The organism is Methylobacterium sp. Leaf361 (genome assembly GCF_001424445.1).
In the GTDB taxonomy this organism is placed as follows: domain Bacteria; phylum Pseudomonadota; class Alphaproteobacteria; order Rhizobiales; family Beijerinckiaceae; genus Methylobacterium.
On sequence record NZ_LMPY01000056.1, the window covers coordinates 104,744 to 127,453 of the forward strand.

At 72.1% G+C, this 22,710-nt stretch carries 24 protein-coding genes and 1 tRNA gene; 11 read left to right on the forward strand and 14 right to left on the reverse strand.

Annotated features, from left to right (window positions below; translation table 11 throughout):
• Positions 1 to 7 precede the first annotated feature (7 nt).
• The 6 genes from ASG32_RS27280 to ASG32_RS27305 all read left to right on the forward strand — a co-directional run bounded on the left by ASG32_RS27280 (position 8) and on the right by ASG32_RS27305 (position 4,991).
• Entirely contained in the window at positions 8 to 505 is a 498-nt protein-coding gene (locus ASG32_RS27280; protein ID WP_056532480.1) for a peptide deformylase, read from the forward strand.
• A gap of 129 nt (positions 506 to 634) precedes the next feature.
• Entirely contained in the window at positions 635 to 1,402 is a 768-nt protein-coding gene (locus tag ASG32_RS27285) for an FkbM family methyltransferase (protein ID WP_056532483.1), read from the forward strand.
• A gap of 202 nt (positions 1,403 to 1,604) precedes the next feature.
• Positions 1,605 to 2,723: an HWE histidine kinase domain-containing protein gene (locus ASG32_RS27290; RefSeq protein ID WP_056532772.1), complete on the forward strand. Its 1,119-nt coding sequence runs from the start codon at positions 1,605 to 1,607 to the stop codon at positions 2,721 to 2,723.
• Positions 2,720 to 3,178, forward strand: coding sequence for a response regulator (locus ASG32_RS27295; RefSeq protein WP_056532487.1), 459 nt, complete (start codon positions 2,720 to 2,722; stop codon positions 3,176 to 3,178). Before ASG32_RS27290 ends, ASG32_RS27295 begins: the two co-directional genes overlap by 4 nt.
• 67 nt (positions 3,179 to 3,245) lie before the next feature.
• Positions 3,246 to 3,440, forward strand: coding sequence for a helix-hairpin-helix domain-containing protein (locus ASG32_RS27300; protein WP_020092206.1), 195 nt, complete (start codon positions 3,246 to 3,248; stop codon positions 3,438 to 3,440).
• Positions 3,441 to 3,746: 306 nt separating this feature from the next.
• Positions 3,747 to 4,991 carry a capsule polysaccharide transporter gene (locus tag ASG32_RS27305; protein ID WP_020092207.1) on the forward strand — a complete coding sequence of 415 codons (1,245 nt, stop codon included), beginning with the start codon at positions 3,747 to 3,749 and terminating at the stop codon, positions 4,989 to 4,991.
• A gap of 261 nt (positions 4,992 to 5,252) precedes the next feature.
• Here the strand turns inward: ASG32_RS27305 and ASG32_RS27310 are convergent, their stop codons facing one another.
• The 3 genes from ASG32_RS27310 to ASG32_RS27320 form a co-directional block, all read right to left on the reverse strand.
• Positions 5,253 to 7,976, reverse strand: a complete 2,724-nt coding sequence (locus ASG32_RS27310) for an ATP-binding protein (RefSeq protein WP_082558076.1) — start codon at positions 7,974 to 7,976, stop codon at positions 5,253 to 5,255.
• A gap of 85 nt (positions 7,977 to 8,061) precedes the next feature.
• On the reverse strand, positions 8,062 to 9,099 hold the full coding sequence (locus ASG32_RS27315; RefSeq protein WP_056532491.1) for an HD domain-containing phosphohydrolase: 1,038 nt from the start codon (positions 9,097 to 9,099) through the stop codon (positions 8,062 to 8,064).
• 53 nt (positions 9,100 to 9,152) lie between these two features.
• The gene (locus ASG32_RS27320) at positions 9,153 to 10,544 is read right to left on the reverse strand and encodes a Tad domain-containing protein (protein ID WP_082558077.1); all 1,392 of its coding nucleotides are present in this window, start codon (positions 10,542 to 10,544) and stop codon (positions 9,153 to 9,155) included.
• A 428-nt stretch (positions 10,545 to 10,972) separates the two neighbouring features.
• Between ASG32_RS27320 and ASG32_RS27325 the strand changes: the two genes are divergently transcribed.
• Together ASG32_RS27325 and ASG32_RS27330 are read left to right on the forward strand one after the other, a co-directional pair.
• The gene (locus ASG32_RS27325) at positions 10,973 to 11,584 is read left to right on the forward strand and encodes a TadE/TadG family type IV pilus assembly protein (protein ID WP_056532494.1); all 612 of its coding nucleotides are present in this window, start codon (positions 10,973 to 10,975) and stop codon (positions 11,582 to 11,584) included.
• Positions 11,578 to 12,165, forward strand: a complete 588-nt coding sequence (locus tag ASG32_RS27330) for a TadE/TadG family type IV pilus assembly protein (protein WP_056532499.1) — start codon at positions 11,578 to 11,580, stop codon at positions 12,163 to 12,165. Before ASG32_RS27325 ends, ASG32_RS27330 begins: the two co-directional genes overlap by 7 nt.
• An 88-nt stretch (positions 12,166 to 12,253) precedes the next feature.
• Here the strand turns inward: ASG32_RS27330 and ASG32_RS27335 are convergent, their stop codons facing one another.
• The gene (locus ASG32_RS27335) at positions 12,254 to 12,475 is read right to left on the reverse strand and encodes a hypothetical protein (protein WP_020092213.1); all 222 of its coding nucleotides are present in this window, start codon (positions 12,473 to 12,475) and stop codon (positions 12,254 to 12,256) included.
• Between the two features lie 454 nt (positions 12,476 to 12,929).
• Here ASG32_RS27335 and ASG32_RS27340 point away from each other — a divergent pair, with 454 nt between their 5' ends.
• A complete protein-coding gene (locus ASG32_RS27340; RefSeq protein WP_244492242.1) occupies positions 12,930 to 13,097 on the forward strand; it encodes a hypothetical protein in 168 nt (55 codons plus the stop codon).
• Between the two features lie 60 nt (positions 13,098 to 13,157).
• Here ASG32_RS27340 and ASG32_RS35410 read toward each other — a convergent pair whose 3' ends face one another.
• Positions 13,158 to 13,355 carry a TonB family protein gene (locus ASG32_RS35410; RefSeq protein WP_244492244.1) on the reverse strand — a complete coding sequence of 66 codons (198 nt, stop codon included), beginning with the start codon at positions 13,353 to 13,355 and terminating at the stop codon, positions 13,158 to 13,160.
• A 278-nt stretch (positions 13,356 to 13,633) separates the two neighbouring features.
• A complete protein-coding gene (locus tag ASG32_RS27350; RefSeq protein WP_056532505.1) occupies positions 13,634 to 14,383 on the reverse strand; it encodes a sigma-70 family RNA polymerase sigma factor in 750 nt (249 codons plus the stop codon).
• Positions 14,384 to 14,682: 299 nt separating this feature from the next.
• Here ASG32_RS27350 and ASG32_RS27355 point away from each other — a divergent pair, with 299 nt between their 5' ends.
• A complete protein-coding gene (locus ASG32_RS27355) occupies positions 14,683 to 14,928 on the forward strand; it encodes a hypothetical protein (RefSeq protein WP_020092217.1) in 246 nt (81 codons plus the stop codon).
• Between the two features lie 37 nt (positions 14,929 to 14,965).
• Here ASG32_RS27355 and ASG32_RS27360 read toward each other — a convergent pair whose 3' ends face one another.
• From ASG32_RS27360 to ASG32_RS27390, 7 genes are all read right to left on the reverse strand, one after another.
• A complete protein-coding gene (locus ASG32_RS27360) occupies positions 14,966 to 15,283 on the reverse strand; it encodes a metal-sensitive transcriptional regulator (RefSeq protein WP_026604783.1) in 318 nt (105 codons plus the stop codon).
• 88 nt (positions 15,284 to 15,371) lie between these two features.
• Entirely contained in the window at positions 15,372 to 16,229 is an 858-nt protein-coding gene (locus ASG32_RS27365) for a manganese catalase family protein (protein ID WP_020092219.1), read from the reverse strand.
• A 422-nt stretch (positions 16,230 to 16,651) separates the two neighbouring features.
• The gene (locus ASG32_RS27370; RefSeq protein ID WP_020092220.1) at positions 16,652 to 16,933 is read right to left on the reverse strand and encodes a hypothetical protein; all 282 of its coding nucleotides are present in this window, start codon (positions 16,931 to 16,933) and stop codon (positions 16,652 to 16,654) included.
• Positions 16,934 to 17,056: 123 nt separating this feature from the next.
• Positions 17,057 to 17,131 (reverse strand) — tRNA-Thr (locus tag ASG32_RS27375).
• A gap of 102 nt (positions 17,132 to 17,233) precedes the next feature.
• Entirely contained in the window at positions 17,234 to 17,668 is a 435-nt protein-coding gene (locus ASG32_RS27380; RefSeq protein WP_020092221.1) for an NUDIX hydrolase, read from the reverse strand.
• 226 nt (positions 17,669 to 17,894) lie between these two features.
• Entirely contained in the window at positions 17,895 to 19,559 is a 1,665-nt protein-coding gene (locus ASG32_RS27385) for a heme biosynthesis HemY N-terminal domain-containing protein (RefSeq protein WP_056532507.1), read from the reverse strand.
• 125 nt (positions 19,560 to 19,684) lie between these two features.
• On the reverse strand, positions 19,685 to 21,613 hold the full coding sequence (locus ASG32_RS27390) for a translation initiation factor 2 (RefSeq protein ID WP_244492246.1): 1,929 nt from the start codon (positions 21,611 to 21,613) through the stop codon (positions 19,685 to 19,687).
• On the opposite strand from ASG32_RS27390, the gene ASG32_RS35415 reads away from it, so the two are divergent.
• Complete coding sequence (locus tag ASG32_RS35415) at positions 21,603 to 22,004, forward strand: hypothetical protein (protein WP_244492248.1); 402 nt, start codon at positions 21,603 to 21,605, stop codon at positions 22,002 to 22,004. The two genes, ASG32_RS27390 and ASG32_RS35415, sit on opposite strands and share 11 nt — an antisense overlap.
• Here ASG32_RS35415 and ASG32_RS27395 read toward each other — a convergent pair.
• Entirely contained in the window at positions 22,001 to 22,708 is a 708-nt protein-coding gene (locus ASG32_RS27395) for a uroporphyrinogen-III synthase (protein WP_056532516.1), read from the reverse strand. The two genes, ASG32_RS35415 and ASG32_RS27395, sit on opposite strands and share 4 nt — an antisense overlap.
• Between the last annotated feature and the right edge of the window lie 2 nt (positions 22,709 to 22,710).

Here is a 22,710-nt window from a genome sequence, read left to right on the forward strand (position 1 = left end):
ATCAACCATGCCGGCGCGCCCGCTCGTCCTGTTTCCCGATCCCCGCTTGGCGCGCCCGGCCGAACCGGTCGACGCGTTCGACGCGGCCCTGCGGGCCCTCGCCGACGACGTCCGGGACACGCTCATGGCCGAGAGCGCCATCGGCCTGACGGCCCCGCATATCGGCGTCCCCGCGTGCCTCGTGGTGGTGCGGATGTCGCCGGACGAGAGCGCCCGCGTCTACGTGAACCCCGTCGTGTCCTGGGCGTCCCCCGACACGGAGGCCCACGACGAGGGCAGCGTCAGCATGCCGGGGGTGCGCGAGCGGGTCACCCGGGCCGCCCGCATCCGCCTGAGCTACCGCGACCTCGACGGATCCGCCCACGAGGAGGAGACCGAGGGCTTCCCGGCCGCGGTCCTCCAGCACGAGATCGACCAGCTCGACGGCGTGTTCTGGATCGCCCGCCTGTCGCGCCTGAAGCGCAAGCGACTGCTGAAGCGGTTCGGGAAGGGCCGGCCCGCCTGATCCGGTCGGGGCTCGCGGCGGGCGTCGGCACCCCGCCGCGGCGCGCTGGCAGAGCCGGCGCGGGGCGGGCTACCATGGGCGCGACCTCGCCGACCCTCCGGACTCGTCCCCTCTGAACGGACCCTGCGCATGCATCCTGCCGTGGCCGCCGCCAACGCCTTCAGGGCGGTTCATGACGCCGGTCAGGTCCCGGACTACGAGCGCATCCTGCGGCAGGGCTACAGCCGCTTCCTCGCTCCGGGGGATGTCGTCGTCGACGTCGGCGCCCATACCGGGCTCCACCTCGTCGCGTTCGTCGACATCGTCGGCCCGACCGGCAAGGTCCACGCCTTCGAGCCGATCCCGTTCCTGATGAAGGATCTGGCGGGGCGTTTCGGCCGACGACCCGAGGTCGAGCTGCACGACGTTGCCCTCTCCGACGCGGCGGGCCGCACCGATTTCACGGTCGCGAGCGTGCCCGGCGAGAGCGGGCTCCTCGCCCGCTACTTCAGCAGTCCCGCCATCACGGCCAAGACCATCAAGGTCAGGACGGAGAGGCTCGATACCGCCCTCGGTCACGTCCCCGCGGTGGCCTATATCAAGATGGACATCGAGGGCGGGGAGTTGAACGCCCTGAACGGCGCGGCCCAGCTCCTCCGGCGATGCCGCCCGATCGTCAGCGTGGAGTACGGCTGGGCCGGCTACTCCGCCTACGGGCACGCGCAGGATTCCCTCTACCGGTTCGCCGAGAGCCACGGCTACATCTGCGCGGACATCACCGGAAACCTGATCGACGATGCGAGCACGTGGCTCGCGGTCAGCGACTACGTGACGTGGGATTTCTTCCTCGTCCCGCAGGAGCGTCGAGCCGACTGGGCCGCCCTGTTCGCGCGCCGCCCGGAGCCCGGACCCGCGTGATCCGGACCCGCGTGATATGGACCCGGGCGGAACGGCGCGGCCGGACCGTCCGCGCGGCGGAACAACGGCTCCGCATGGTGCGTTGCACGCTCCCACCTCTAGGCCGTCCGGCGCGGCCAGCCACCCACCGTGCCCAGTCCCGAAGGTCCACCAGGATCGCGCGCAGGGTATCTCAGATCAACCCGCGTGAAGGGTCGTGACCGTGCCGAACTCGCGGCAGCCGTTTCAATCCTCGTCCGCCGCCAGCGCGCCGCTGGCGAGCCCGCGGCGTGGGTCGGGCCAGCTCTTCGAGAGCGAGCGTCGCCTCAACGCGGTCCTCGACAACGCCTCGGTGTCCATCTTCCTGATGGATGACCGCCAGCACTGCATCTACATGAACCGCGCCGCCGAGCAGTTGACCGGCTGGACGCTGCGGGAAGTCCTCGCCCGCGATTGCCCGCTGCACGACATCGTCCACCACACCTACCCGGACGGAAGGCCCTTCCCGCTGGAGGAGTGCGCGATCGACCGCGCCTTCCCGGAGAACAATCAGGAGCGCGGCGAGGAGGTGTTCGTGCACAGGGACGGGCACTTCTTCCCCGTGGCGTTCACTGCCAGCCCGATCCGCGACGACGCGACCAACATCATCGGGACGATCATCGAGGTCCGCGACATCAGCGAGGAGAAGGCGGCCGCCGAGCGCCAACGCCTGCTGATCAACGAGCTCAATCACCGGGTGAAGAACACTCTCGCCACGGTGCAGTCGATCGCCGCGCAGACCTTCCGCGGGCAGACGGACCAGACGACGCGCGCCGTCTTCGACGCCCGGATGGCGGCCCTGTCCAACGCCCACAACGTGCTGGTCGAGGACAATTGGGAGAGCGCCAGCCTGCGCGGCGTGGTCGAGCGCGCGCTCGCCCCCCACCTTTTGGCAGAGGTCGATGCCGGCCGCTTCCGGTTACAAGGCCCGGACGCGCGACTGCACCCTAAGGTGGCAGTGACGCTGGCAATGGCCCTCCACGAGTTGATGACCAACGCGGCGAAGTACGGCGCCCTGTCGACGCCCGAGGGCGGGGTCGCGGTGACGTGGTCCCTTCACGATCGCGATGACGGCCGTCAGCAGCTCGACCTGCTCTGGGAGGAGCGGGGTGGCCCGCCAGTCACGCCCCCGACCCGGAAGGGGTTCGGCTCGCGGCTCATCGAGCGGCAATTGCCGCTGGAGTTCGACGGCAGCGCGGCGATCACCTTCGCGCCGGCGGGCGCGACCTGCCAGATGCGGATCCCGCTGACCCGGCTCGGCTGGATCGGCCAGGAGGCGGTCGAAGGACCGCGCGCGCCATGACGCCGCTCGCCGGACGCCGGGTCCTGCTGGTCGAGGACGAGAGCCTCGTCGCCATGCTCGCCGAGGACATGCTGCTCGACCTGGGCTGCGAGGTCGTGGTGGCGATGCGCCTCGAGCAGGCCCTGGCCCATGCCCGGACCGAGGCGTTCGATCTGGCGGTGCTCGACGTGAATCTCGGCGAGGCGCGCAGCTACCCGGTCGCCGACCTGCTGCTGGCGCGCGATACGCCGCTCCTGTTCGCCACCGGGTACGGGCAGCACGGCCTTGACGCCGCCTATCAGGCGGTTCCGGTGCTCCAGAAGCCCTATCAGGCAGCGCCGCTCGAGCATCTTCTGCTGCGCCTGTTGAGCCGTGAGGGGCCGAACCGCACGGACCCGACCGGCCTGCCACCCGCCTGCCGCTGTCGGGCGTCCGAGCCCGCCCACGGGCAGTTCCGCGCCGATCCGATCCGCTGAGGCGCCCGGGCCGGCGCGGGACCGGAGCGACCGAGTACGGCGCCGACCGGCGCGGAAGGGCACCACCGTGATCGATCTCAACACGGCGACGGCCGAGGAGCTGGACAGCGTTCCGGCACTCAAGGGCCACGGCTTCGAGATCGTGCGCTACCGGGAGGAGCGCGGCCGGTTCACCAGCCTGCGGCAGCTCGACGAGGTGCCGGGCCTCAGCGGCAAGACCGACGGTGTCGCCGATCAGGTCACGATCGCGGACAGTCCTTAGCGCCGGTCCCGACCGGTCCGGCGCGGATCTCGGTCAGGCCCGAGATCCGTCGGGAGAGGTCTGCTCTCGCGGAGCGCCCGGTCGGCGATCAGGTCCGTCCGGACGAGGCACATCCGGACCCAGCGGCTCTACGGCGCGCTCCACCTCGAAGCGTCCTGCCGCTCCCCAACGCCCTCCCGCACGGGGGAGGGGGCACGGCGCGGCTGACATGCTTTCGCCGCCTGTCCGTGTGATGGGCTGCGCGAGCGGCGTGAAAGCCGCGCGGGTCGACGACGCCCGCGCAAGCCCGAGCTTCGAGAAGCAACGATGGACATGCAGGTCGAGAAAGCCCAGGGCCGGCCTCTGAAAGGCATCGATCGGAACAAGGTCATCGCGCAGTCGCTGCGGCAGTTCGCGCGCCTCCCGGGCCTGCCCGACACCAAGAAGGGCGTGCGCTCGTACCAGAGCCACGTCAAAAGCGACCCCTGGCTGCCGCTCCTGTTCGTCGTCTGCTTCGTCCTGCCGACCCTGGCCGCCGGGATCTACTACGGGCTGATCGCCTCCGACCGCTACGTCACCGAGGCGCGGTTCGCGATCCGGCCGACCATCGGCACCGCCGACAAGGCGACGCCCGACACGGTCGGCACGAATGCCGGTGTGATCAAGGCGACCGTCGCCCAGGAAACGCTCATCGCGCAGGAATACATCCACAGCCGGCCCATGGTCGAAGCGGTCGCGGCGGAACTCCCGATCCGCGCGTGGTTCGGTCGGGACGACATCGACATGTTCTCCCGCTTCAACCCGGAGAAGCCGGTCGAGAAGTTCCTGCGGTACTGGCGCCGCCGGGTCGACGTCGACGTCGAATCGGCGTCCGGCATCATGTCGCTGACCGTCGAGGCCTTCGATCCCGACGAGTCGCTCGCCATCACCAAGGCGGTCATGACGGATACGGAGCGGATGCTGAACGACCTCAGCCTGCCGTCCCGGAAGGACGCCCTCGACGTGAGCACGCGCGTCCTGAAGCTCGCGGAGGAGCGCGAGGCCAAGGCCAACGCCGCCCTGAACGAGCTGCGCAACCGCGAGGGCGTGCTCGACGTCATCAAGTCGAACACCGCCACCATCAAGTCGGTCTCGGAACTGCGGGAGACGCGCACCAAGCTCGCCGTCCAGCTGGCGGTGCTCCAGCGGGACCTCGGCCCGCAATCCCGCAGCATCGTCGACCTGAAGCAGCAGATCGGCGATCTCGATGCGAACATCGCGCGGGTCCAGCAGCAGCTGGCCGGCACCGCGCCGACCGAGAAGCGGCGCCTCTCGGACGCGCTCACGCGGTTCGAGGATCTCGAGCACGAGCGCGAGAATGCTGAGAAGTATCACCGCGACGTGCAGCTGGCCTATGACCGGGCCCGCATCGTGGCCCAGCAGCAGGTCGTGGCCCTGGTGCCGATCGTCGAGCCCATCAAGGCCGGATCCTCGACCGAGCCGCGCCGCATCCTGATGACGAGCATCATCACCGCCGGCGCCGCCGTGCTGTTCGCGGCCGCGATGTTCACCCGCCGCATGCTCATCACCTGATCCCGAGCCGCGTCGGCGCGCGGACGCGGTCGGGACGGTCCGCGGCCCGCCGGCAGCGCCGACGAAAAAGCCCGCCGCGGCGAACCGGGCGGGCTGAGGGAGTGCTTGGGAGGAAGCGCAACCGTACGGCGGACCCTGCTGGCATGCCAGATGCCGAATCGCAGGGCAGGTCTGCGAAATCGGGCGGTCTCCCGATGGAATACTTTTCCTGAACGCCTCAATAGGCCGGGTCGACGGACTCCGGGGCCGCTCGCGACGATCCTAGGCGGCCGCCGCCCGGGACCGCGTCCGCTCCTCGAGGCCGCGGATCGTCGCGGCTAGCAGGCTGTCCAGGGCGTCGCACGCGTCCGCCCGCTCGACGCAGGCCGCGTTCCGCGCGTCCTCCTCGATGACGCGCAGCCGCGCCACGAGGACGCGCGCGCCGACATTCGCGCTCATCGACTTGAGGCTGTGCGCGGCCCGGGCGATCGCCGGCTGGTCGGAGGCGGCGAGGGCGGCTCTCAGACCGGCGAGCGCCACCGGGCCCTGCGCCCGATACAGGTCGAGGACGCGGTCGAGGAAGGCGCCATCTCCGAGGCCGAGCAGCCCGTCGATCACCTCGGCGTCGATGAGGTCGTCGGCGGCGTTCGCGACGGCCGGCGCGGCGAGCGGAGCGACCGGGGCCGGCGTCACGGTATGCGCCGCGGCGGCAGCCGGCGCGACGCGGAGCGCCGGGACCTGCGCCTGCAGCAGGTCGGCGAGCTGCCGCAGCGTGAAGGGCTTCAGGAGCGTCCCGTCCATGCCGGCCGCCGCCGCGGCGTCGGCGGCCTCGCCGAGGACGTGCGCCGTGAGGGCGACGATCGGGACGCGCCCGCCGGTGGCCGCCTCGCGCTGCCGGATCCGCCGCGCGGCCGCGAAGCCGTCCAGGACCGGCATGCTGCCGTCCATCAGGATCAGGTCGAAGCGTTGCGTCTCGGCGGCCGCCACCGCCGCGGCCCCGTCCTCGACGGTCACGACATCGGTCACGTCGCAGCGGGCCAGCGCCTCGAGGGCCACCTCGCGGTTGACCGCGCTGTCGTCGGCGACGAGCACCCGCGCGGCCGGGAATCGTGGGAGCGCCTCGTCTGTGCCGGCGGGCGAGGCCGGGGAGGCGGCCGCGGCGAGGGCGTCGCCCGCGGCCAGCGCTGCCAGGACGGGCTGCCACTCCGCCTGGGTCACCGGCCAGCGCAGCACCGCGTCGGCGAGACCGGCGCGGAGCGCCGCGTCGGCCGCGCCGTCGCCCGGTCCCGCGACCGCGAGCACCCGCACGGCCCGGTCCGGCCGGCGGCCCGCCGCCACGAGGGCGGCCGCGTCGCCGATCCAGTGGTCGGCGGCGCTCCCCGGCGCGACCGGCGCGAAGCCGGCCGCGCGCAGGCCGGCCGCGAGGGCGGCGCGGGTGGCGGGACCGGCCGTGTCGAGCGCGATCGCGGCCGGCACCGCGTCGCGGCGCCGGACCGGGCGGGCCGGCTCGGCGACCGTGACGGGGATGCGCGCCGAGAAGGTCGAGCCCGCGCCGACGTGGCTCGTCACCGCCACGGTGCCGCCCATCGCGGCGACGATCTGCTGGGCGATCGAGAGCCCGAGGCCGGTGCCGCCGAACCGGCGGGTCGTCGACTGGTCGGCCTGCGAGAAGGCCGAGAAGATCGTCGCCAGCTTGTCCTGCGGGATGCCGATCCCGGTGTCGGAGACGGCGATCACGAGGCACCCGTCGGCGGCATCGACTGTCATCCGGACGGCGACGTGGCCGGCCTGGGTGAACTTCAGCGCGTTCGACACGAAGTTGCTCAGCACCTGCCCGAGGCGGACCGGGTCGCCGAGGATCGCCCGCGGCACCTCCGGCCCGACCTCGGCCGCGAGGTCGAGCCCGGCCGTCCGGGCCCGCTCGGCGAAGAGCGTCACCGCGGTGTCGGCGAGTTCGGCGGGGCTCACGGGCACGCGCTCGAGCTCGAGCTTGCCCGCCTCGACCTTCGCGAAGTCGAGGATGTCGTTGATGATCGCCAGGAGCGACCGGCCGGACCGGGCGATGACCTCGGCGTAGCGGCGCTGGCGCGCCGGCAGGTCGGACCCCGCCAGCAGCTCGGCCATGACCAGGACGCCGTTCATCGGGGTCCGGATCTCGTGGCTCATCGTGGCCAGGAAGGCCGACTTGGCGGCGTTGGCGGCGTCGGCGGCCTGCTTGGCCTCGCTCAGGTCGGCCGTCCGGGCGCTGACCTCCGCCTCGAGGTGGGCGCTGTGGGCGGCGAGGCGGTGATCGCGCTCATTCACCGCGGAGAGCAGGTCGTTGAAGGTCCGCGCCAGCGCGCCGACCTCGTCGTCGCCGGCCACGGGCGCGCGCTGCGCGTAGTCGTGGCGCAGGCGGACTGCCTCCATGGTGCGGGCGAGGGCGGCGAGCGGGCGCGTGACGCTGCTCTGCAGGTAGAGCGACACGCCGACGCCGATCGCGACGGCGAGCAGCGCCGCCAGCGCGGCGTTCTGCGCAGCGGCCCAGAGATGGCCGAGGATGTCGTCGGTCTCGCCGATCAGCACGACCCGGCCGACCGGGACCCCGTTCTCCACGATCGGCGCGGTCGCCTGGAGGCTGCGGGTGGCGAGCAGGTGCAGGAGCGACAGGTCCGCGCCGTCCTGGGCGGCGTCCCGGGTCAGGCGCAGGCCGATCCCCTGCTCGGCGAGCACGGACCCGTCCGGACGCTCGATCGCCCCGTAGACGATGGACGGCACCTTGCCGATCGCCCGCAGCGACGCGTCCGCCCCGTCGGCGTCGCCCGCCGCGGTGGCCCGGGCGCCGCCATGCGCGAAGACCTGCGCGACGGCCTCCAGCGCCGCCTGCTTGTCGGCGGCGTAGCGGGCGACCTCGCGCCAGACCGACAGGGCCGCTGCCAGGACGAGCGCCGCCGTGACGGCGCCGGTCACCGCCAGAGCCAGCCGGCCCGCCAGGGAGCGCCTCGGCCTCAGCCACGCGAGATGCACGCTCGGCTCCTTCAGGTGGCCCGGTCGGGCCCGATCGCGGGGAGGGACGGGGAGGGGCGGTAGGGCGACGGTACCGGGGAGCGGATCAGGCGGCGGCGCGCAGGCAGGTCCGCGCCACCGTGTCCCAGCCCGCGAGGAACGCCTCGACGCAGCGCGGGTCGAAGTGGCGGCCGGCTTGGTCCGCCACGAAGGCCCGCGCCCGCTCGAGCGGCCAGGCCGCCTTGTAGGGCCGCTCGGTCACCAGGGCGTCGAACACGTCCGCCACAGCCACGATGCGGCCCGAGAGCGGGATCCCCTCGCCGCGCAGGCCCTTCGGGTAGCCGGTGCCGTCCCAGCGCTCGTGGTGGCTCTCGGCGATCTCGGCGGCGAGCCGCACGACGTCGGAGGTGCTGCCCTCCAGGATCCGCCGGCCGCGCTCGGCGTGCTTCTCCATCTCGGCGCGCTCCTCGGCGGAGAGCGGTCCGGGCTTGAGCAGGATCGCGTCGGGCACGCCGATCTTGCCGACGTCGTGCATCGTGGAGGCGAGCTTCAGGATCCGGATCTCCTCCGGGCCGAAGCCGAGGTTCCGGGCGATGACGCCCACGTAGCCGGCCACCCGGGCGATGTGGTCGCCGGTATCGGTGTCGCGGTGCTCGGCGGCCCGCATCAGCAGGGCGATGATCTCGCGCTCCCGCGCCTCGATGACGGCGACCGCCGCCGCGACCTCGCGGGCGAGCCACGCGGCCCGGTCCTGCTCCTGCCGGTGGGCCGCGCTGATCTTCATCAGGTTGGTGATGCGGGCCTGGATCTCCACGGGATCGCAGGGCTTGCCGAGGAAGTCGGTCGCGCCCGCGCGCAGGGCCTCGTGGCGCAGACTGCGCTGGTCGAGGCTCGTCACCATCACGATCGGCACGTGCGCGAAGCCCGGGACCGCCCGCGCCGCCGCGATCACCTCGAGGCCCGTCAGGCCGGGCATGTCGTAGTCGGTGACGACGACCCCGATCCGGTCGACATGCGCCCGCAGGAAGTCGAGCGCCGTCACGGGACACGTGAAGGCGACCGGCTCGCAGTCGGCCACGGGCTTGAGCGCCTGCGTGATCAGCAGGTTGTTCATCTCGGAATCGTCGAGGATCAGCGCGAGCACCGTGTCACTCCCAGGCGACGAGTAGTCGACGCAGGATCCGCATCGCGTCCTCCCTACTGGGACAGCAGCAGCTTGCCCGAGAGGGGTCCGACCCCCTTCGGCACCGGCACGCTGGTCCCGTCGTAATTGGCGTTCAGATAGAGGTTCGGGCCCTGGTACAGGTTGACCTGCTGGGCCACGATCACCGTGTAGGCCGACTGGTCGGCGACGGGCTTGTCGGCGTCGATCACCACGCGGCCGGCCGGCAGGTAGAGCGTCCCCAGCATGGTCCGCGCGTTGTCGCTGATGATGCGGTAGGTCCGCATGGGCTTGGTCGCCGCCAGCGGCGGCGGGGTCGGCGACGGTGGCGGCGGCCCGGGCAGCAGCGGCGTGACGATCTGGTCCACCAGGCCGGCGAGGATCGCCGCGGGGTCGACGGGATCGCTGACCGTGCGCTCTTCCATCATCAGCAGGCCGGCCATGGGGCCGGTGGTCGGCGCCGACAGGCTGATCGTGGTCTTCTTGTCGAAGAGCAGACCGCCCTTGTTGCCGGTGAAGTAGAAGGCGACGTCGGTCCCCGTCATGGCGGCATTCTTGTCGACGATGAGCGGGCCGTCCTTCATCACGTAGATGCCGGCGCGCAGCGTCACGGAGGCGTTCTTGGTGATGTACAGGCCGCCGCAATAGGTGCCCGGATCGAGGGTGACGCTCTGGTCGACGATGTTGCCGGAGGTGTCGCGCTTGCTGTTCGCCGAGGACGGGATCGCCGTGCACGCGCCGACCGGCGGCGCTGCCCGGTCCTTCAGGGGGTCCTGGATCGGCGGGCAACCCGTCTGCGGCGGCGGCGCGAAATTCGCGCGGGCGCCGTCGAAGCCGCCCGCCGTGCAGATCGTCTGCGCCCGGGCATAGGCGCTGTCCTTGCCGACCATGCCGCGCGGGCTCTGCGAGTTGCTGTAGAGCGAGCAATCCTGGGCGGTCACCTCGGCGCTCTTCTCCAGCTCGAACGCGCCGGCGGCGAGCGGGTCCAGCGTCAGGAGGCACAGGCGCATCTTGCCGACGACGCGGACCGTCGAGCGGACCGAGACCTTGACGGTGGGCACCCCGACGAAGCCGCCGAAAGCGAGCTTGACGGTCTCGTCGACCGTCGTGGCGACGCTGGTCTTGTCGTCCGCCACGTCGACCCGGAGGGCGTAGGGACTCTCGGGCCGCGGCGCCGCCTGGGCGTGGACTGTGTCGACCACGATGCTCTTGGCCGCCGCCGAGGTCGAGACGGCGAGCTTGAGGTAGTTGCCGGCCGCGAGGACTCCGGCATCGGCCGCGTTCTGGAGCTGGCTGCGCCGCGAGGCGAGGCGGGCGTAATCGATGCCGCCCCCGGTCAGGCCGAGCAGCACCACGGCGCTCAGGCCGAAGGTCAGGGCGACCGAGCCCGACCGGTCCGTCAGGGCCCGCGGGCCGGCGCGGAGCACTCTCCAGAACAGGGAAATGGACGCGTCTCCCAGGGCGGGACCGGATCGGCGGCTGCGGCGGCACCGGCCACCGAACCGTTGGCCTAAGGCACAGCTCCTAAAAATCCGTGGCGTCCGAGCACCGCGAAGCTATCGCCACGCGATAGAGCCGCCTTTAGCTGTGAACAACTTCTATATGCGGCCGCACAATGCCCGGCACGGTCTCGACGACTGATCGCCTCACCGGCCTGCCGCCGAATGAACACAACGGCACACAACCTCAGGGTGAATTTGCGTCCTCATCACAGATCGCGGCCGCAAAATCTTGCTGAACCCGCAATTTCTACCCAGATTTGAACCGTTTTTAAACGGCCTCATCATAGGGTTATTTCTGTCCGCGCCTCTACGGCCGGACGGCCGCAGGCACGAACCTGCAGAGTTCGTTTGGCATGATGGGCATCTTTCGGCGCGTCGCGACCGTCCGCCGTCCGGGCGGGACCGAGGGCCGCGCCGGCACGGCCGGACGCGTCCGACGGTTCGCCGGCCACCGGACCGGCGCCTCAGCGGTGGAGTTCGCGCTCCTGGCCGCGCCGTTCCTGGCTCTCCTGGGCGTCGTGGCGGAATCCGGCGTCATCGCCATCGAGCAGCAGACGCTGGATATCGCGGTCGACCGGAGTGTCCGGCAGCTGCGAACCGGCACCTTCCAGGACGGGTCCGACGGCAGCGATCCGAGCGAGCGCCTCCGCAGGATCGTCTGCACCGGCCCCTCGGCGCTGTTCCCCTGCGCCGACCTGCGCCTCGACGTCTCCCGGACGCCCTCGTTCTCGACCTCGCAGCCGGCGGAGCCGTTCGACAAGACCACGAAGACCTGGACGCAGGGCTTCGGCCAGCGCTTCGAGTGCCCGCAGGGCGGCGACACCGTCACGGTCCGGGTCGCCGTGCCGGTGATGCGGCTGTTCCAGATGCTCGATTTCACCGGCCGGATCATGGCCGACAAGACTCAGCTGCTGGTCACGACCGAGATCTTCCGGGCCGAGGATTACGAGCCCAAGCCGTGCTGAGCGGTCGCCTGCGCGCCCGCCTGATCCGCCTGATCGGCGACCGGGAGGGCGTGAGCGCGATCGAGTTCAGCGTGATCGCCCCGATCCTGCTGCTGATCCTGATGGGGTCGATCGAGCTGCCCCGCGCCTACATGATCGGGAAGCGGCTCGACAACGCGGCGGCCACGATGGCGGACCTGATCTCGCGCGGCAGCTACGCCGACCTCAAGCCGGTCTTCGCCGCGACGAGCGCGATCTCCAACCCCTACGACGTGAGCCGGGCGAGCATCGTGCTCACGGCGGCGGGCACCTACAGCGACGGCAGCTCGGCGGCGACCAAGGTCTGCTCGAGCGCCGAGTCCAACGGACAGGCCCGCACAGCGGGCTCCTCGCTCGGCGCACCGCCCGCCGGGATGACCCGGAACGGCGACCGCTTCGTCGTGTCGGAAGTCACGATGACCTACCACCCGATCTTCCCGGTCCTCTCGAACCTGACGCGGTGGACCTTCCGGTACAAGAAGATCTGGCCGGTGCGCGGCGGCGAGATCTACAACGGGCAGAGCGAGGTGGTTCTGCCGGGGGGAAAACCCTGCCCGGCCTGACAGGTAGGCTGACGCTTCGTACCGGGCCGGCGCTGCGGCCGGCGCCACCGGATGGCCCGGTGACGCCGGATCGCGGACACGCCCCGCCTCAGCGGGCCGGGACCGCGGTGGCGACGACCCGGCGCGAGGCCGGGCTCGCCGGGACGAGACGCGGCGTCGTGGCCAGCTCGGAGGCCGGCCGCACGGCGGCCGTGGGACGCGCCTGCTCGCGATAGAGCGGCGGCGTCAGCGCGATGCTCTCGTCGGCGCGGGCGGCCCCGATCATCGGAACGGCAGCGAGGGCGGCGAGAACGATGGTGCGAACGGTCATGATCTGAAGTCCTCTCGTTGTCCGGGGCATCCCCGGCTTCGAGGGGATATTTACGCTGCAGAGCAACATGATCCAAACAGATGCTATCGATTTTCATTATCGATCTCGTCAATGATGGATCGCCGGTGAAACTGCCGGTCGGCGCCGCCTGCTGCCTGGCTCGCATTCTGCATCCCCGGCCCGCCGAGCGGCCGGCGCGGAGTTGAGGCGTTGCTGGACTCGGACCGTGACCGGGTCGTTCTATGACGGACGGCCCCAGCGGACGGGCCGAGTTAATGGAAAATTAAAACTCCCCCCCGAATGTCGGGCGCGCGGTCGAAAATCTTCGAAATACCAGAGGTTTAGCGCGTAAATTTTATCTGTTCGCGCGGAAGGAGATGGCCCGTTGCTGGTTGCGGCCCTGCTTTTCGCGGTGGGCATATGGGAGGGCTGGCGGTATCGGGCATCGGTTCTGATGGCCAGCTCGATGCTGGTCACCCTCGGGTGGCTGGCCCTCTCGATCTTCGTCTGGGCCCAGCTCGACACCGAGAAGGTGCTGCTGCTCTTCGCCTACCTCACCGCCCTCCAGGCCGGCTATCTCGTCGGGGCCTATATCAGCGCCGATACCGGCCCGAGCCGCTGACCGGTCCGGCGGCGCCGCCGGGATTGGGGTCGGGCCGGCAGACGCATACTCGGCGCGCGCTCAGTGGCCGAGCGCGACCGGGATGCTGAGATCGACGATCCCGTCCACACCCAGGAGTGCGGCAGGCGGCGCGGGCGCCGGACTGATGCCCTGCACGGCGCGGAGCGCCCGGTGATCGAGCTTCACCGAGCCCGAGCTCTCCTCGATCTCCGCGCCCTGAACCGCACCGTCCGCGGCGATCTGCACGTGGACGACCACGGTTCCGCGGCCACGGCCGGCCGCGTCCCGGCGCGGTCCGCGGCATCGATCCGCGTGACGAGGTCGGAGAGCCAGGCCCGCGCTGCGGGTCCCGGTGCGGTCCGCGCCGCCACCGCCGCCGACGAAAGGGCGAGGCCGAACACGACGGCAGCGGCGATCACGGCGCGCGGCAGCATGGGGAGCGGCGACATGGGGAACGGCGGCTCCTCGAGCCCGGGATCGGGGATCGACCCTACGCGCAGAGGCGGGTCCCTAGCGACCCCGTCCGCCGGTCGCCGTCACGAGACAGCGGTGGATTTCCGGCCCTTCGGTCCCGCGGCGGCCAGCATGATGTCGTCGCTGCCGACCTCGAGGCCGGTGTAGCCCAGCATCTCGGCGAGTTGCGTCCGGGCCCGCCATACCCGGCTCTTCACCGTGCCGATGCGGCACTGCATGACGGCGGCGGTCTCCTCGTAAGTGAGGTTCTCGATCGCCACGAGCACCAGCGCCTGCCGCATCGGCGGCGCCAGGCGGTCGAGGGCGGCCTGGACGTCGCTCAGGTCGAGATGGCCGCCCTGCTCGGGCAGCGAGACCATCCGCTCCGCCTGCGCGCCGTCCTCGTCCTGCACCTCGCGCCCACGCTTGCGGTGCTCGTTGTAGAACTGGTTGCGCATGATGGTGAACAGCCACGCTTCCAGGTTCGTGCCCGGCGCGAAGCTCGCGCGCGAGCGCCAGGCCCGGAGGAGCGTGTTCTGCAGGAGGTCGTCGGCACCGACATGGCTGCGCAGGAGCGAGCGGGCGAAGCGCTGCAGGTTCGGCACCAGGGCGAGGAGCGAGGCCTGGAACGCCTTCTCGCGCCCGTCCTGCGCCCGGCCGAAGGCGCCGTCGAGCAGCCTCAGCAGTTCGGCGAAGCGATCCGCGATGGTCGGCTCGACGTTGTCCTGCGCGTAGGTCGCCGCGAGCAGATGGCCGAGGTGATACTGCACGCTGTCGGGGAGCCGGGGGCCCTGCGCGTCGATTGTATCAGCGTCGAGCGAGAGTTCGAGCATGATAGCCGATCACCTGAAGGGTACGAAAAATCGCGTGGCGCCATTAATCGCTGAATACGCCGCATCCGCCGCAACATAGATCAGCGGATCGGCACATCTTCGGATCAATATATGCTGGCATCCGCGACAATCGCGACAGAGATGTCGACGGAAAGAGGGAGTTCGATGAGGTCATACGCACCGGAAAACTGTTCGCCGCACGGCCGTATCTGCGGCAGCGCACGCGAAGATCTCGCTGCTGCGAATGCCCGCCCCGAGCGGGGCGGCCGCAGGACGCTCTCGACCGCGGGATCGCGCCCATGACCCGGCTCTCGGATCTCGAGGACGATCCCGCCTTCCAGGAGGCCGTCCTCGCCGTTCGGGGCGCGGCCAGCACCCTGAGCGGCCGGGCCGTGACCGTCGAGGAGGCCCGGTTCCTCGTCGGCATCGCCCTGACGACCTTCGCGCATGCCGGCGGTCTCGAGGAGCCCAGCCGCAGCCGGCTGGCCCGTTTCTCGGCGCGCATCGGGCCAGGCACCGTCGTCGAGACGCTGACCAAGCACTGAGCGTGGGCGCCGGGGGGTGCGGGCCGGCCGCCCGCGCCTATCCGGCCTCCGCCATGGCCGCCCGCAGAACCCGGAGGAGGTCCGCCATGACCGCCTCCCGGTCCGGATCGCGCGCCGCGAGGCGGAGCCCCGCGGCGACGTGCTGGTCGATGATCAGGAGGCCGACCTCGCGCAATGCCGCGGTGGCGGCCCGGATCTGCTGGATCTCGTCGAGGCAGTGCCTGTCGGCCTCGACCATCGCCCGCAATCCTCGAACCTGACCCTCGATCCGCGCCAGTCGCCGGACCAGCGGGGCGCGCTCCGCGTCGGTCCGGGCGAGGCAGACACGACCGTCGACGAGCGTGCCGCGTGTCACCGTCCTGCGAGCCACCTGTTCCCGTCCGCGCGCGGGTCGCGGCGCACCGGAGCGCCGCGACCTCGGGTGAGCCGTCCCGGCCGGCGGATCAGCCGATCTGCTGGCTCTCGGCACCGCTGTCGGGCCGGGCCGGGCCGAGCACCGGCTCCTCGCCCATCGGCTGGTTCTGGACGACGCTGAACTCGCCCTTGCCGTCGAGCGACGGGCCCTGGGTCCAGCGCCCGGCCGGCGGCGGCGAACCGTCCGCCGACGTGGAGAAGAAGTTGTAGTTGAACTTCTGGTTCTCCTTCTCCTGCGGGAAGGAGTTCGGGATCGGCAGCGTTCCGGCGTGGCCGCCGAGTTCCTCGATCACCGCCAGCCATTGCTGCTGGTGCATCGTGTCCCGGGCGATGAGGAAGCTCCACATGTCGCGCATGCCCGCATCGTTGGTGGCGTTGTAGAGCCGCACCGCTAGGACGCGCCCGGTGCTCTCGGCGGCGACATTGCAGTACATGTCGGCCGCGATGTTGCCGCTGGCGTAGATGTGGCTCATGTCGAAGGACTGGCCGTCAGAATTACCCGGGAAGGCGGCCATGCCGGTCGACAGCAGCGTCTTGTGCAGCATGCCCTCGGCGATGTGGCGCGGGTTCTCGCCGCCCATCACGGCACCGACGATCGCGTCGGCCGCGCCGGCCTCCTGGACCTTGGTAGGGGCGTTCTCGAGGTTCAGCGCCACCGCAGTCGCGAGCATCTCGATATGGCCGATCTCCTCGGTGGCCGTATTGAGCAGCATGTCGCGGTACTTGGTCGTCGGGGCGCGGTTCCCCCAGGCCTGGAAGAAGTACTGGAAGGCGACCCGGATCTCGCCCTCGATGCCGCCAATCGCCTGCTGGAGCATGCGGGCGTAGATCGGGTCGGGACTGTCGACCTTGACCGGGTACTGAAGCCGCTTGTCGTGATAGTACATGATGTCTGTCCCTCGCGAGAGGCACGGCGTGCTCAAGCCCACCGCACGATCGGCCGTCGGCCCGGTACTCCGTGGGAGCATCGCGCCTTGCACTCTGTCCAACCCCGCCTCGGGACCACGGTTCGATCTTTCGCGAATTTTATAACGATCAATATTTGACCGAACGCATTTTCCCGCGCCGCGCCAGGGTATTGTCGTGAAAATCCACGATCAGGGCCGCGCCTAACCGGCCAGAATTACACAATGTAAGTTAAGGGCGCTTCACCCATGTTAAGGGGGCGCCGCGAATGACCGGATCAGCGGCCCCTTTCTCTGCCCGCGATGCGCCGCGTGAGCGCGCTCGGTGGTCGGACAGGGGACAGTTCTCTCGGGATCGCCGGGCGCGCGCGGCGCGGCCGCGGAACGCGCCGCTCTACGAGCGCCTACAGGAGCCCGGTGCGCCGGGCGAGCATGATCCCGAAGGCGAGGCAGGCGGCGAGGCTGACGGCCAGCATGGCGACGTTGGTCCAGAACCGGACCGGCCGGCTGGACCCGTCGATCCCGCTCGCCCGCAGCCGCACCCACGGCACGTAGAGGTAGAGGGCGATCAGCGTCAGGATCAGGAACGCGAAGGTGGCGACCCGCCCGGTGATCAGGGCCGCGCCGGCCAGGACCGCCCATCCGATGACGAGGCCCAGCATGGTGAACAGGGCTGTCGAGTTCACGTCCGCGCGTCCCCTTCAGCGGATGGTGTCGGCCGGGCAGCCGACGCGATCCTCAGTCTGCGACGGGTTCCGCTAGGGAACCGTTAGCATCGTCCGAACTGATTGCGAGATCGGGAAGGTTTCTGGTGCTGCGAGAGAGGATTGAACTCTCGACCTCTTCATTACCAATGAAGTGCTCTACCACTGAGCTACCGCAGCAGGTGACCGGGGCGCTCCCGCGAGGGCGTCTCCGTCCGGCCGAGTGGGGCCATAACGGATCGCCGCCGGGTTGGCAACGCCGTGTTGCGCTTCCGCGCCGTTTTAGGTGCGCGATGCGGCCCGGATCAGGGCGGCGAGCCCGGGCTCGGACACGGCCTCGGCGGCGTCCGACGGGGTGAACCATCGGAGTTCCCGCTGGCGCGCCTCCGGGAAATGCTTGAGCTGCTTGCGCACCTCCAGCGGAAACACCTTCACCTGGCACAGGACGGTGTCGAGGTTCCTCAGACGCTTCTGGTAGAGGTACAGCCCGATCGGCCGCTTGCCGACCGCACCGCGCAGGCCGGCCTCCTCGTAGGCCTCCCGCGCGGCCGCCTCGAACGGCTTGCGACCCTTCATCGGCCATCCCTTGGGGATGACCCAGCGGCGGCTCTCCCGGGAGGTCACCAGCAGGATCTTGGTCTTGCCGTCCCGCCCGTGCCGGAACGGCAGGGCCCCGACCTGCCGCCGCGGCTCGCCGTCCTCCTCGAGGACGGTCACGGGCGCACCCGGCGACGCGGGACGCCCCTCCGATCCGACCAGATCGACGGCGCGCGCGGGCTGTGAGCGGGCTGGGGGATGATCGGATCCTCGGTCGGCAGCTCACGACAAGCTACACGGCGCGCCGGCTCATTCAACTTGCAATAGTCGAACGCCCCGGCGTGTCCGTGACCCCGCGGCGCTCCTGTCATCTCGCGCTCGGACGGCCGGCGCGCCGTGAAACCGGTCACCCGATCCGACGAACCGGCCGCTCACCCGAGCCGGAAGGCGGCAGCGCCGCCGACGCCATCCCGGCCGAGACCGGGTCGGCACCGGCCGCCTTCGAGGCGCTCGCCTTCGCCGGAAGGACGGTCGGGATCGGGCCGGTGGAGGTCGACGCCGCGGACGCGACCGAGGCCGAGGACGCGGCCTGGGCCGACGCGGAGGTCGACGCGGGTGTCGGCGACGGGACCGGAGCAGTCGCGGCGGCGGGGGACACGGTCGGAGGCGACACGGGGACCGATGAGGCGAGCGGTCTGGCGCCCGGCGCCGCGGCGTTCGGGGCCGCCGGCACGAGGGCCGTGCCGGCGGCATCCGCCTCCGGCTCCACCGCGGGCGCGGCACCGAGCGTGTTCGGGGGCTCGCGCCACGCGAAGGCGTCGAGGCGCCCGGTCACCGGCGAGACCGGCGCCCAGATATCGGTGGCGATGCCGTCGGCGATCCACACGCGGTCGCGCGGGGCGCGGGCGGCCCGGGCCAGCCACTCGCGGGCCTGACCGGAGGCGGCCCCGTGCTCGGCCTCCTCGATGGCCGCCATCATCAGGCAGGCCCGGGCGGTCGGACGGTCGGAGAGCAGGGGCTTCACGGCCTCGCGGGCCCGCTTGTAGTCCCGCGCGTCGAGGGCGGCCTGGCCCAGGGCGAGGCGGGATTCGGGGTCCCAGACCGACAGCTTCGCCAGGACTTCGGCGCGGGCGAGGCGGTCGCGGACCGAATCGCCGGGACGCAGGCCCAGATAGACCTTCGCGAGGTCGGGATGGGGATTGGCCTTCCAGGCCGCCTCGACGATCCGGGCGGCCTTCTTGACGTCGCCGCGACGGGCGAGGAGGCGGCCGGCGATGCAGGCCGCCGGCACGAGGTCGGGGGCGAGCTTGACCGCCTGCAGGGCCCGCTCCGTGGCGATTTCCGGCTCGCCGGCCTCGCGCTCGCCAGCGATGGCGGTGAGGAGCACCGCCCGCTGGCGTCGGGCCGCGGCCTTGTCGATCAGTCCGAGGGACGAGCGGCGCTCGATCGTCTCCAGGGCGGCCGCCCAGTCGCCGTCGGCGCTCTGCGCCTCCAGAAGGGCCTCGTTGGCCCAGGTCACGCTCGGGGCGAGGCGGGCGGCCTCGGTGGCGTAGGCGCGGGCGGCCGTCTCGTCCTCGCGGCGCCGGGCCTCGACGAACAGGCCGCGCAGGCCCAGGACCCGGGTCTCGGGATCGTCGACCATGCGCTGGAAGGCGCTCTCGGCCGCGTCCCGGTCGCCGGAGATCTGCGCCGCCTGCGCCTTCAGCAGCAGGGTCAGCGGCTCGGTGCCGAGGAGCCGCTCGGCGTCGCCCGCGAAGCGGCGGGCCGCCAGGGGATCGCCCGAGCCCACCGCCACCATGCCGCGGGAAAGGGCCGAGAGGCCCTTGGTCCGGCGCCGCTCGGCCGAGCCGCGGACCAGGGCCTCGGGCAGGCCGATGACACCGCGCACGATCGCCCAGAGGACGCCTAGGACGATCGCCGCCGCGATCACGCCGACGAGGGCGACCGCGAGGCTGGTGCCGATCTGGTAGCCGTTCCAGACGACGGTGACGGTGCCGGGCCTGTCGGCGATCCAGACCGCCCCGAAGGCGGCGAGTGCGAGCAGGGCCAGGAAGGCGAGGGCGCGCCACATGGGGTCAGTATCTCCTGTCGGCGGCCGGCTGGCGGCCGTCGCGGGGTGCGGGAGGAGCGGGGCGCCTGCGCGCCCGCTCGGAGATGGTGCGGCCGCGCAGCGCGCGGATCGGGGCCCTCACCGGCCTAGCGCCCGGGGGCAGCCTGGGCCGGCTGGGCGGCGCCGACCGGCAGGGCCTTGAAGGCGCCATCGAGCAGCGCGCGCACGGCCTGCTCGGCCTCGGCCCGGGCCTTGAGCTTGGCGCCGAAATCCCCGGCCTGCTCCTGGGCCTCGGCCGGGAGCGCCGCGAAGGCCGCCGAGGCCGCCGGCAGGTCGCCGCGGTCGAGGGCCGCCTGGACCTTGCTCTCCGGATCGTCCGCGGCCTCGGGAGCGGGTGCGTCGGCCTTGCGGATCTGCACGAGACCGTCGGCCATGCTGAGGAGCTTGGTGCGGAAATCGCCGGTCTCGGCCGCACTCTTGGCCCGCTGCGCCTGCCGCTTGGCCGCGATCCGCTCGGCGATCGGCCGGAACGTGTCGGCAAGATCCCCAGCCGAGGGAGCACCGCCGTCGGCGAAGGGCGCCAGGGCCTTGGCTTGCGCGTCGGTCCCCGGATCGAGCTTGCGGAGGGTCGCGAGCGGCTCGGCGTAGCTCGTCCCGGATTCCAGGGCGGCCGCCACGCGGTCGGCGACGACGACCCGGAGCGCCGCCTGGACGGTGCTGGCCTCGGCGCGCTGCGCGACGCTCTTGTCCAGGGCGGCGATCTGGTCGGCCTGCTCCTGCAGCCGCCGGTCGACCGCCTTCGCGGCCTCCGCGGCCTGGGCCTGTCCGGCCTCGGCGGCGGTGCGGCTCGCCTGGGTCGCCGCCTGGACCGCCTCGGTCGCGGCCTTCACCCGCGCGTCGACGGCCTGCTGCAGCGCGTCGAGGCGCTGCCCCAGGGCTGCGTCGGCCTCGGAGTTCGCCTTGGTCTTCTGCTCCACCTCGCTCTGCAGCGCCGCGACCTTCCGGGCGGCCTCCTCGGCCGCGCCCTTGTTGGCGCCGCCATCCTCCACCGCCTTCAGGCGGGTCTCGAGGTCGGCTATCTGCTTCGCGTTGTCCTGGACCACGCCGAGCTTCGAATCGGCCGGTTGGTCGCGGCCGGGCTCCTGACCCGGCTCCTCCTGCAGGGCCGCGACGCGCTGGTCGAGGCTGTCGAGGCGGGCGACGAGATCCGGCGGCACGGCGGGGGCCTGACCGGAGGCCTGACCGGCCGCTTGCCCGTCGGCGGTGGACGCGGGCGCCGCACCGGACTTGTCCAGGGCCTGCTTGGCGCTCGCCTCGGCGGCGGCGACGCGCTTGTCGAGCGCCGTCACGGCGTCGCGCGGGGCCAGCCCGTCGAGACGCTTGTCGAGGGACGCGAGCTGGCCGGAGAGCCTCTGATCCAGGGCGCTCAGGCGCGGGTCGGGACCGATCCCGGCCTTCTCGGCGCCGAACAGCAAGCCGGCGCCGATCACGCCGCCGAGCAGCCCCGCGGCCGCGAGCGAGCCGAACCCGGCCCGGGCCCGGCCGGCGGGCGCGGCGGCGCTCCTGCTGGGATCGACGGCGGCCACCGCGGGGATCGGGCCCTTCGGCGGCTCCTTGCCGTCCCTGGAGGCGTCCTTGGAAGTATCCCTGGAAGCGTCCTTGGAAGCGTCCTTGCCCGGCTCCTTGCCGGCGGCCGGCGGATCCGGGATCCGCTTGGCCTTCAGGTCGATGATCGGGCCGGCCGTCACCGCGCTGGCCGCCGCCGGGCCCGCGGCGCCGGGTGCGCCTCCCCCCGGACGGGGACCGCCCTGCGGGCCGGGTCCGGGCTGCGCGGCCTTCGGATCGATCTTCGCGCCGGACATCCCGGACGCGGCGGTGGAGGCCGTCGACGACGACGAGGGGGACGCTCCGGTCCTGCCGTCGGAGACCGACGACGCGGCGCCCGCCGTCACGGGATCGGGCTTCGCACCGGCCGACTGGGCGGCCGGGCCAGTCGACGGCTTCAGGCTGTCGGCCCCGGAGACCGGCTTGCCGGCGTCGGCCTTCGGATCGGTCGTGCCGGGCTTGGCGGTCACGACCGGGTCGGTCGCGGGCCTGGGCGGCGTTCCGGACGCGGATCCCTGCGGCCCCCGCACGCCGCCGGCGGCGGTGGAAGAGGTGGAGGCCGACATCGAGGCCGACGTGGAAGCGGACGTGGAAGCGGACGTCGAGGCCGACGTGGAGGCTGTGGACGCCGACGTCGCGGCCGGTCGGGACGCGCCACCGGGCGGGCTGGACTGCCCGGGCTTGCCGGGCGCGGCGTCCGGCTTCCGGCCGCCGGGGCCGGGCTTGTCGGCGTCGCTGGGTGGTGGCGTCACGGGCAAGTCCTCCAACTCTTCGGCGTCGCCGCGCCCCCCTAGCACCGCGGCGGCGCCGGGCGCGAGGGCGAGATACGGCGGCCCGGCCTCCCTGTCACCGCGCGGTTAGCCCGGTCGCCCTGTCAGGGCGCCGAGCAGGTCCGCTTCGCGCGGCCGTGCCGCGACGAAATGGACCGGAACACCGGCCGCTTCCAGGGGTGCCGCAACATCCGGCGATAGGCAGTAATGCCTCAGCCGGCGGAAAGCTCCGCCGTGCTCCGATCCATCCGCGAGGGCAAGGGCGACGGCGGCGCTGCGCCGGGAATAGTGAAGGGCTGCCTCGAGGCGGTTCCCGGCGAGTTCGCGGCCGACCGCCGGCGGCAGGCGGTCCAGCGGTTCGGCCCGGTACGCCACGAAGGCCGTGACCCGGAATCCGGCGGCCGTGAGCGTCGCCGCCGGTTCCGGCTTGCGCTCGGCTCCCGTCGCGTGGAGGAGCGACTGGCCGGGCGGCAGCGTCGCCGCCACCAAGCCGGCGAGGCCCGCGGCGTCGCCGGGCCCCTCCCGGACGGGGCCGAGACCGGCCGCGCGGGCCAGGGCGGCCGTCCGCGCGCCGACGGCGAAGACCGGGAGGCCGAGCAGGGCCTGGGCGTCGCGGATCGCTGGAACCGCGTTGGCGCTGGTCAGAAGCAGCGCGGCGAAGGGTCCCATGGGCGGGGCCGCCGCGGTCGGCCGTACGGCCAGGACGGGCGCCACCAGCGGCGCGTGGCCGAGTTCGGCCAGGGCCGCCCCGGTCCGCGTCGCTCCCGGCTCGGGCCGCGCCACCCAGATCCGCAAGG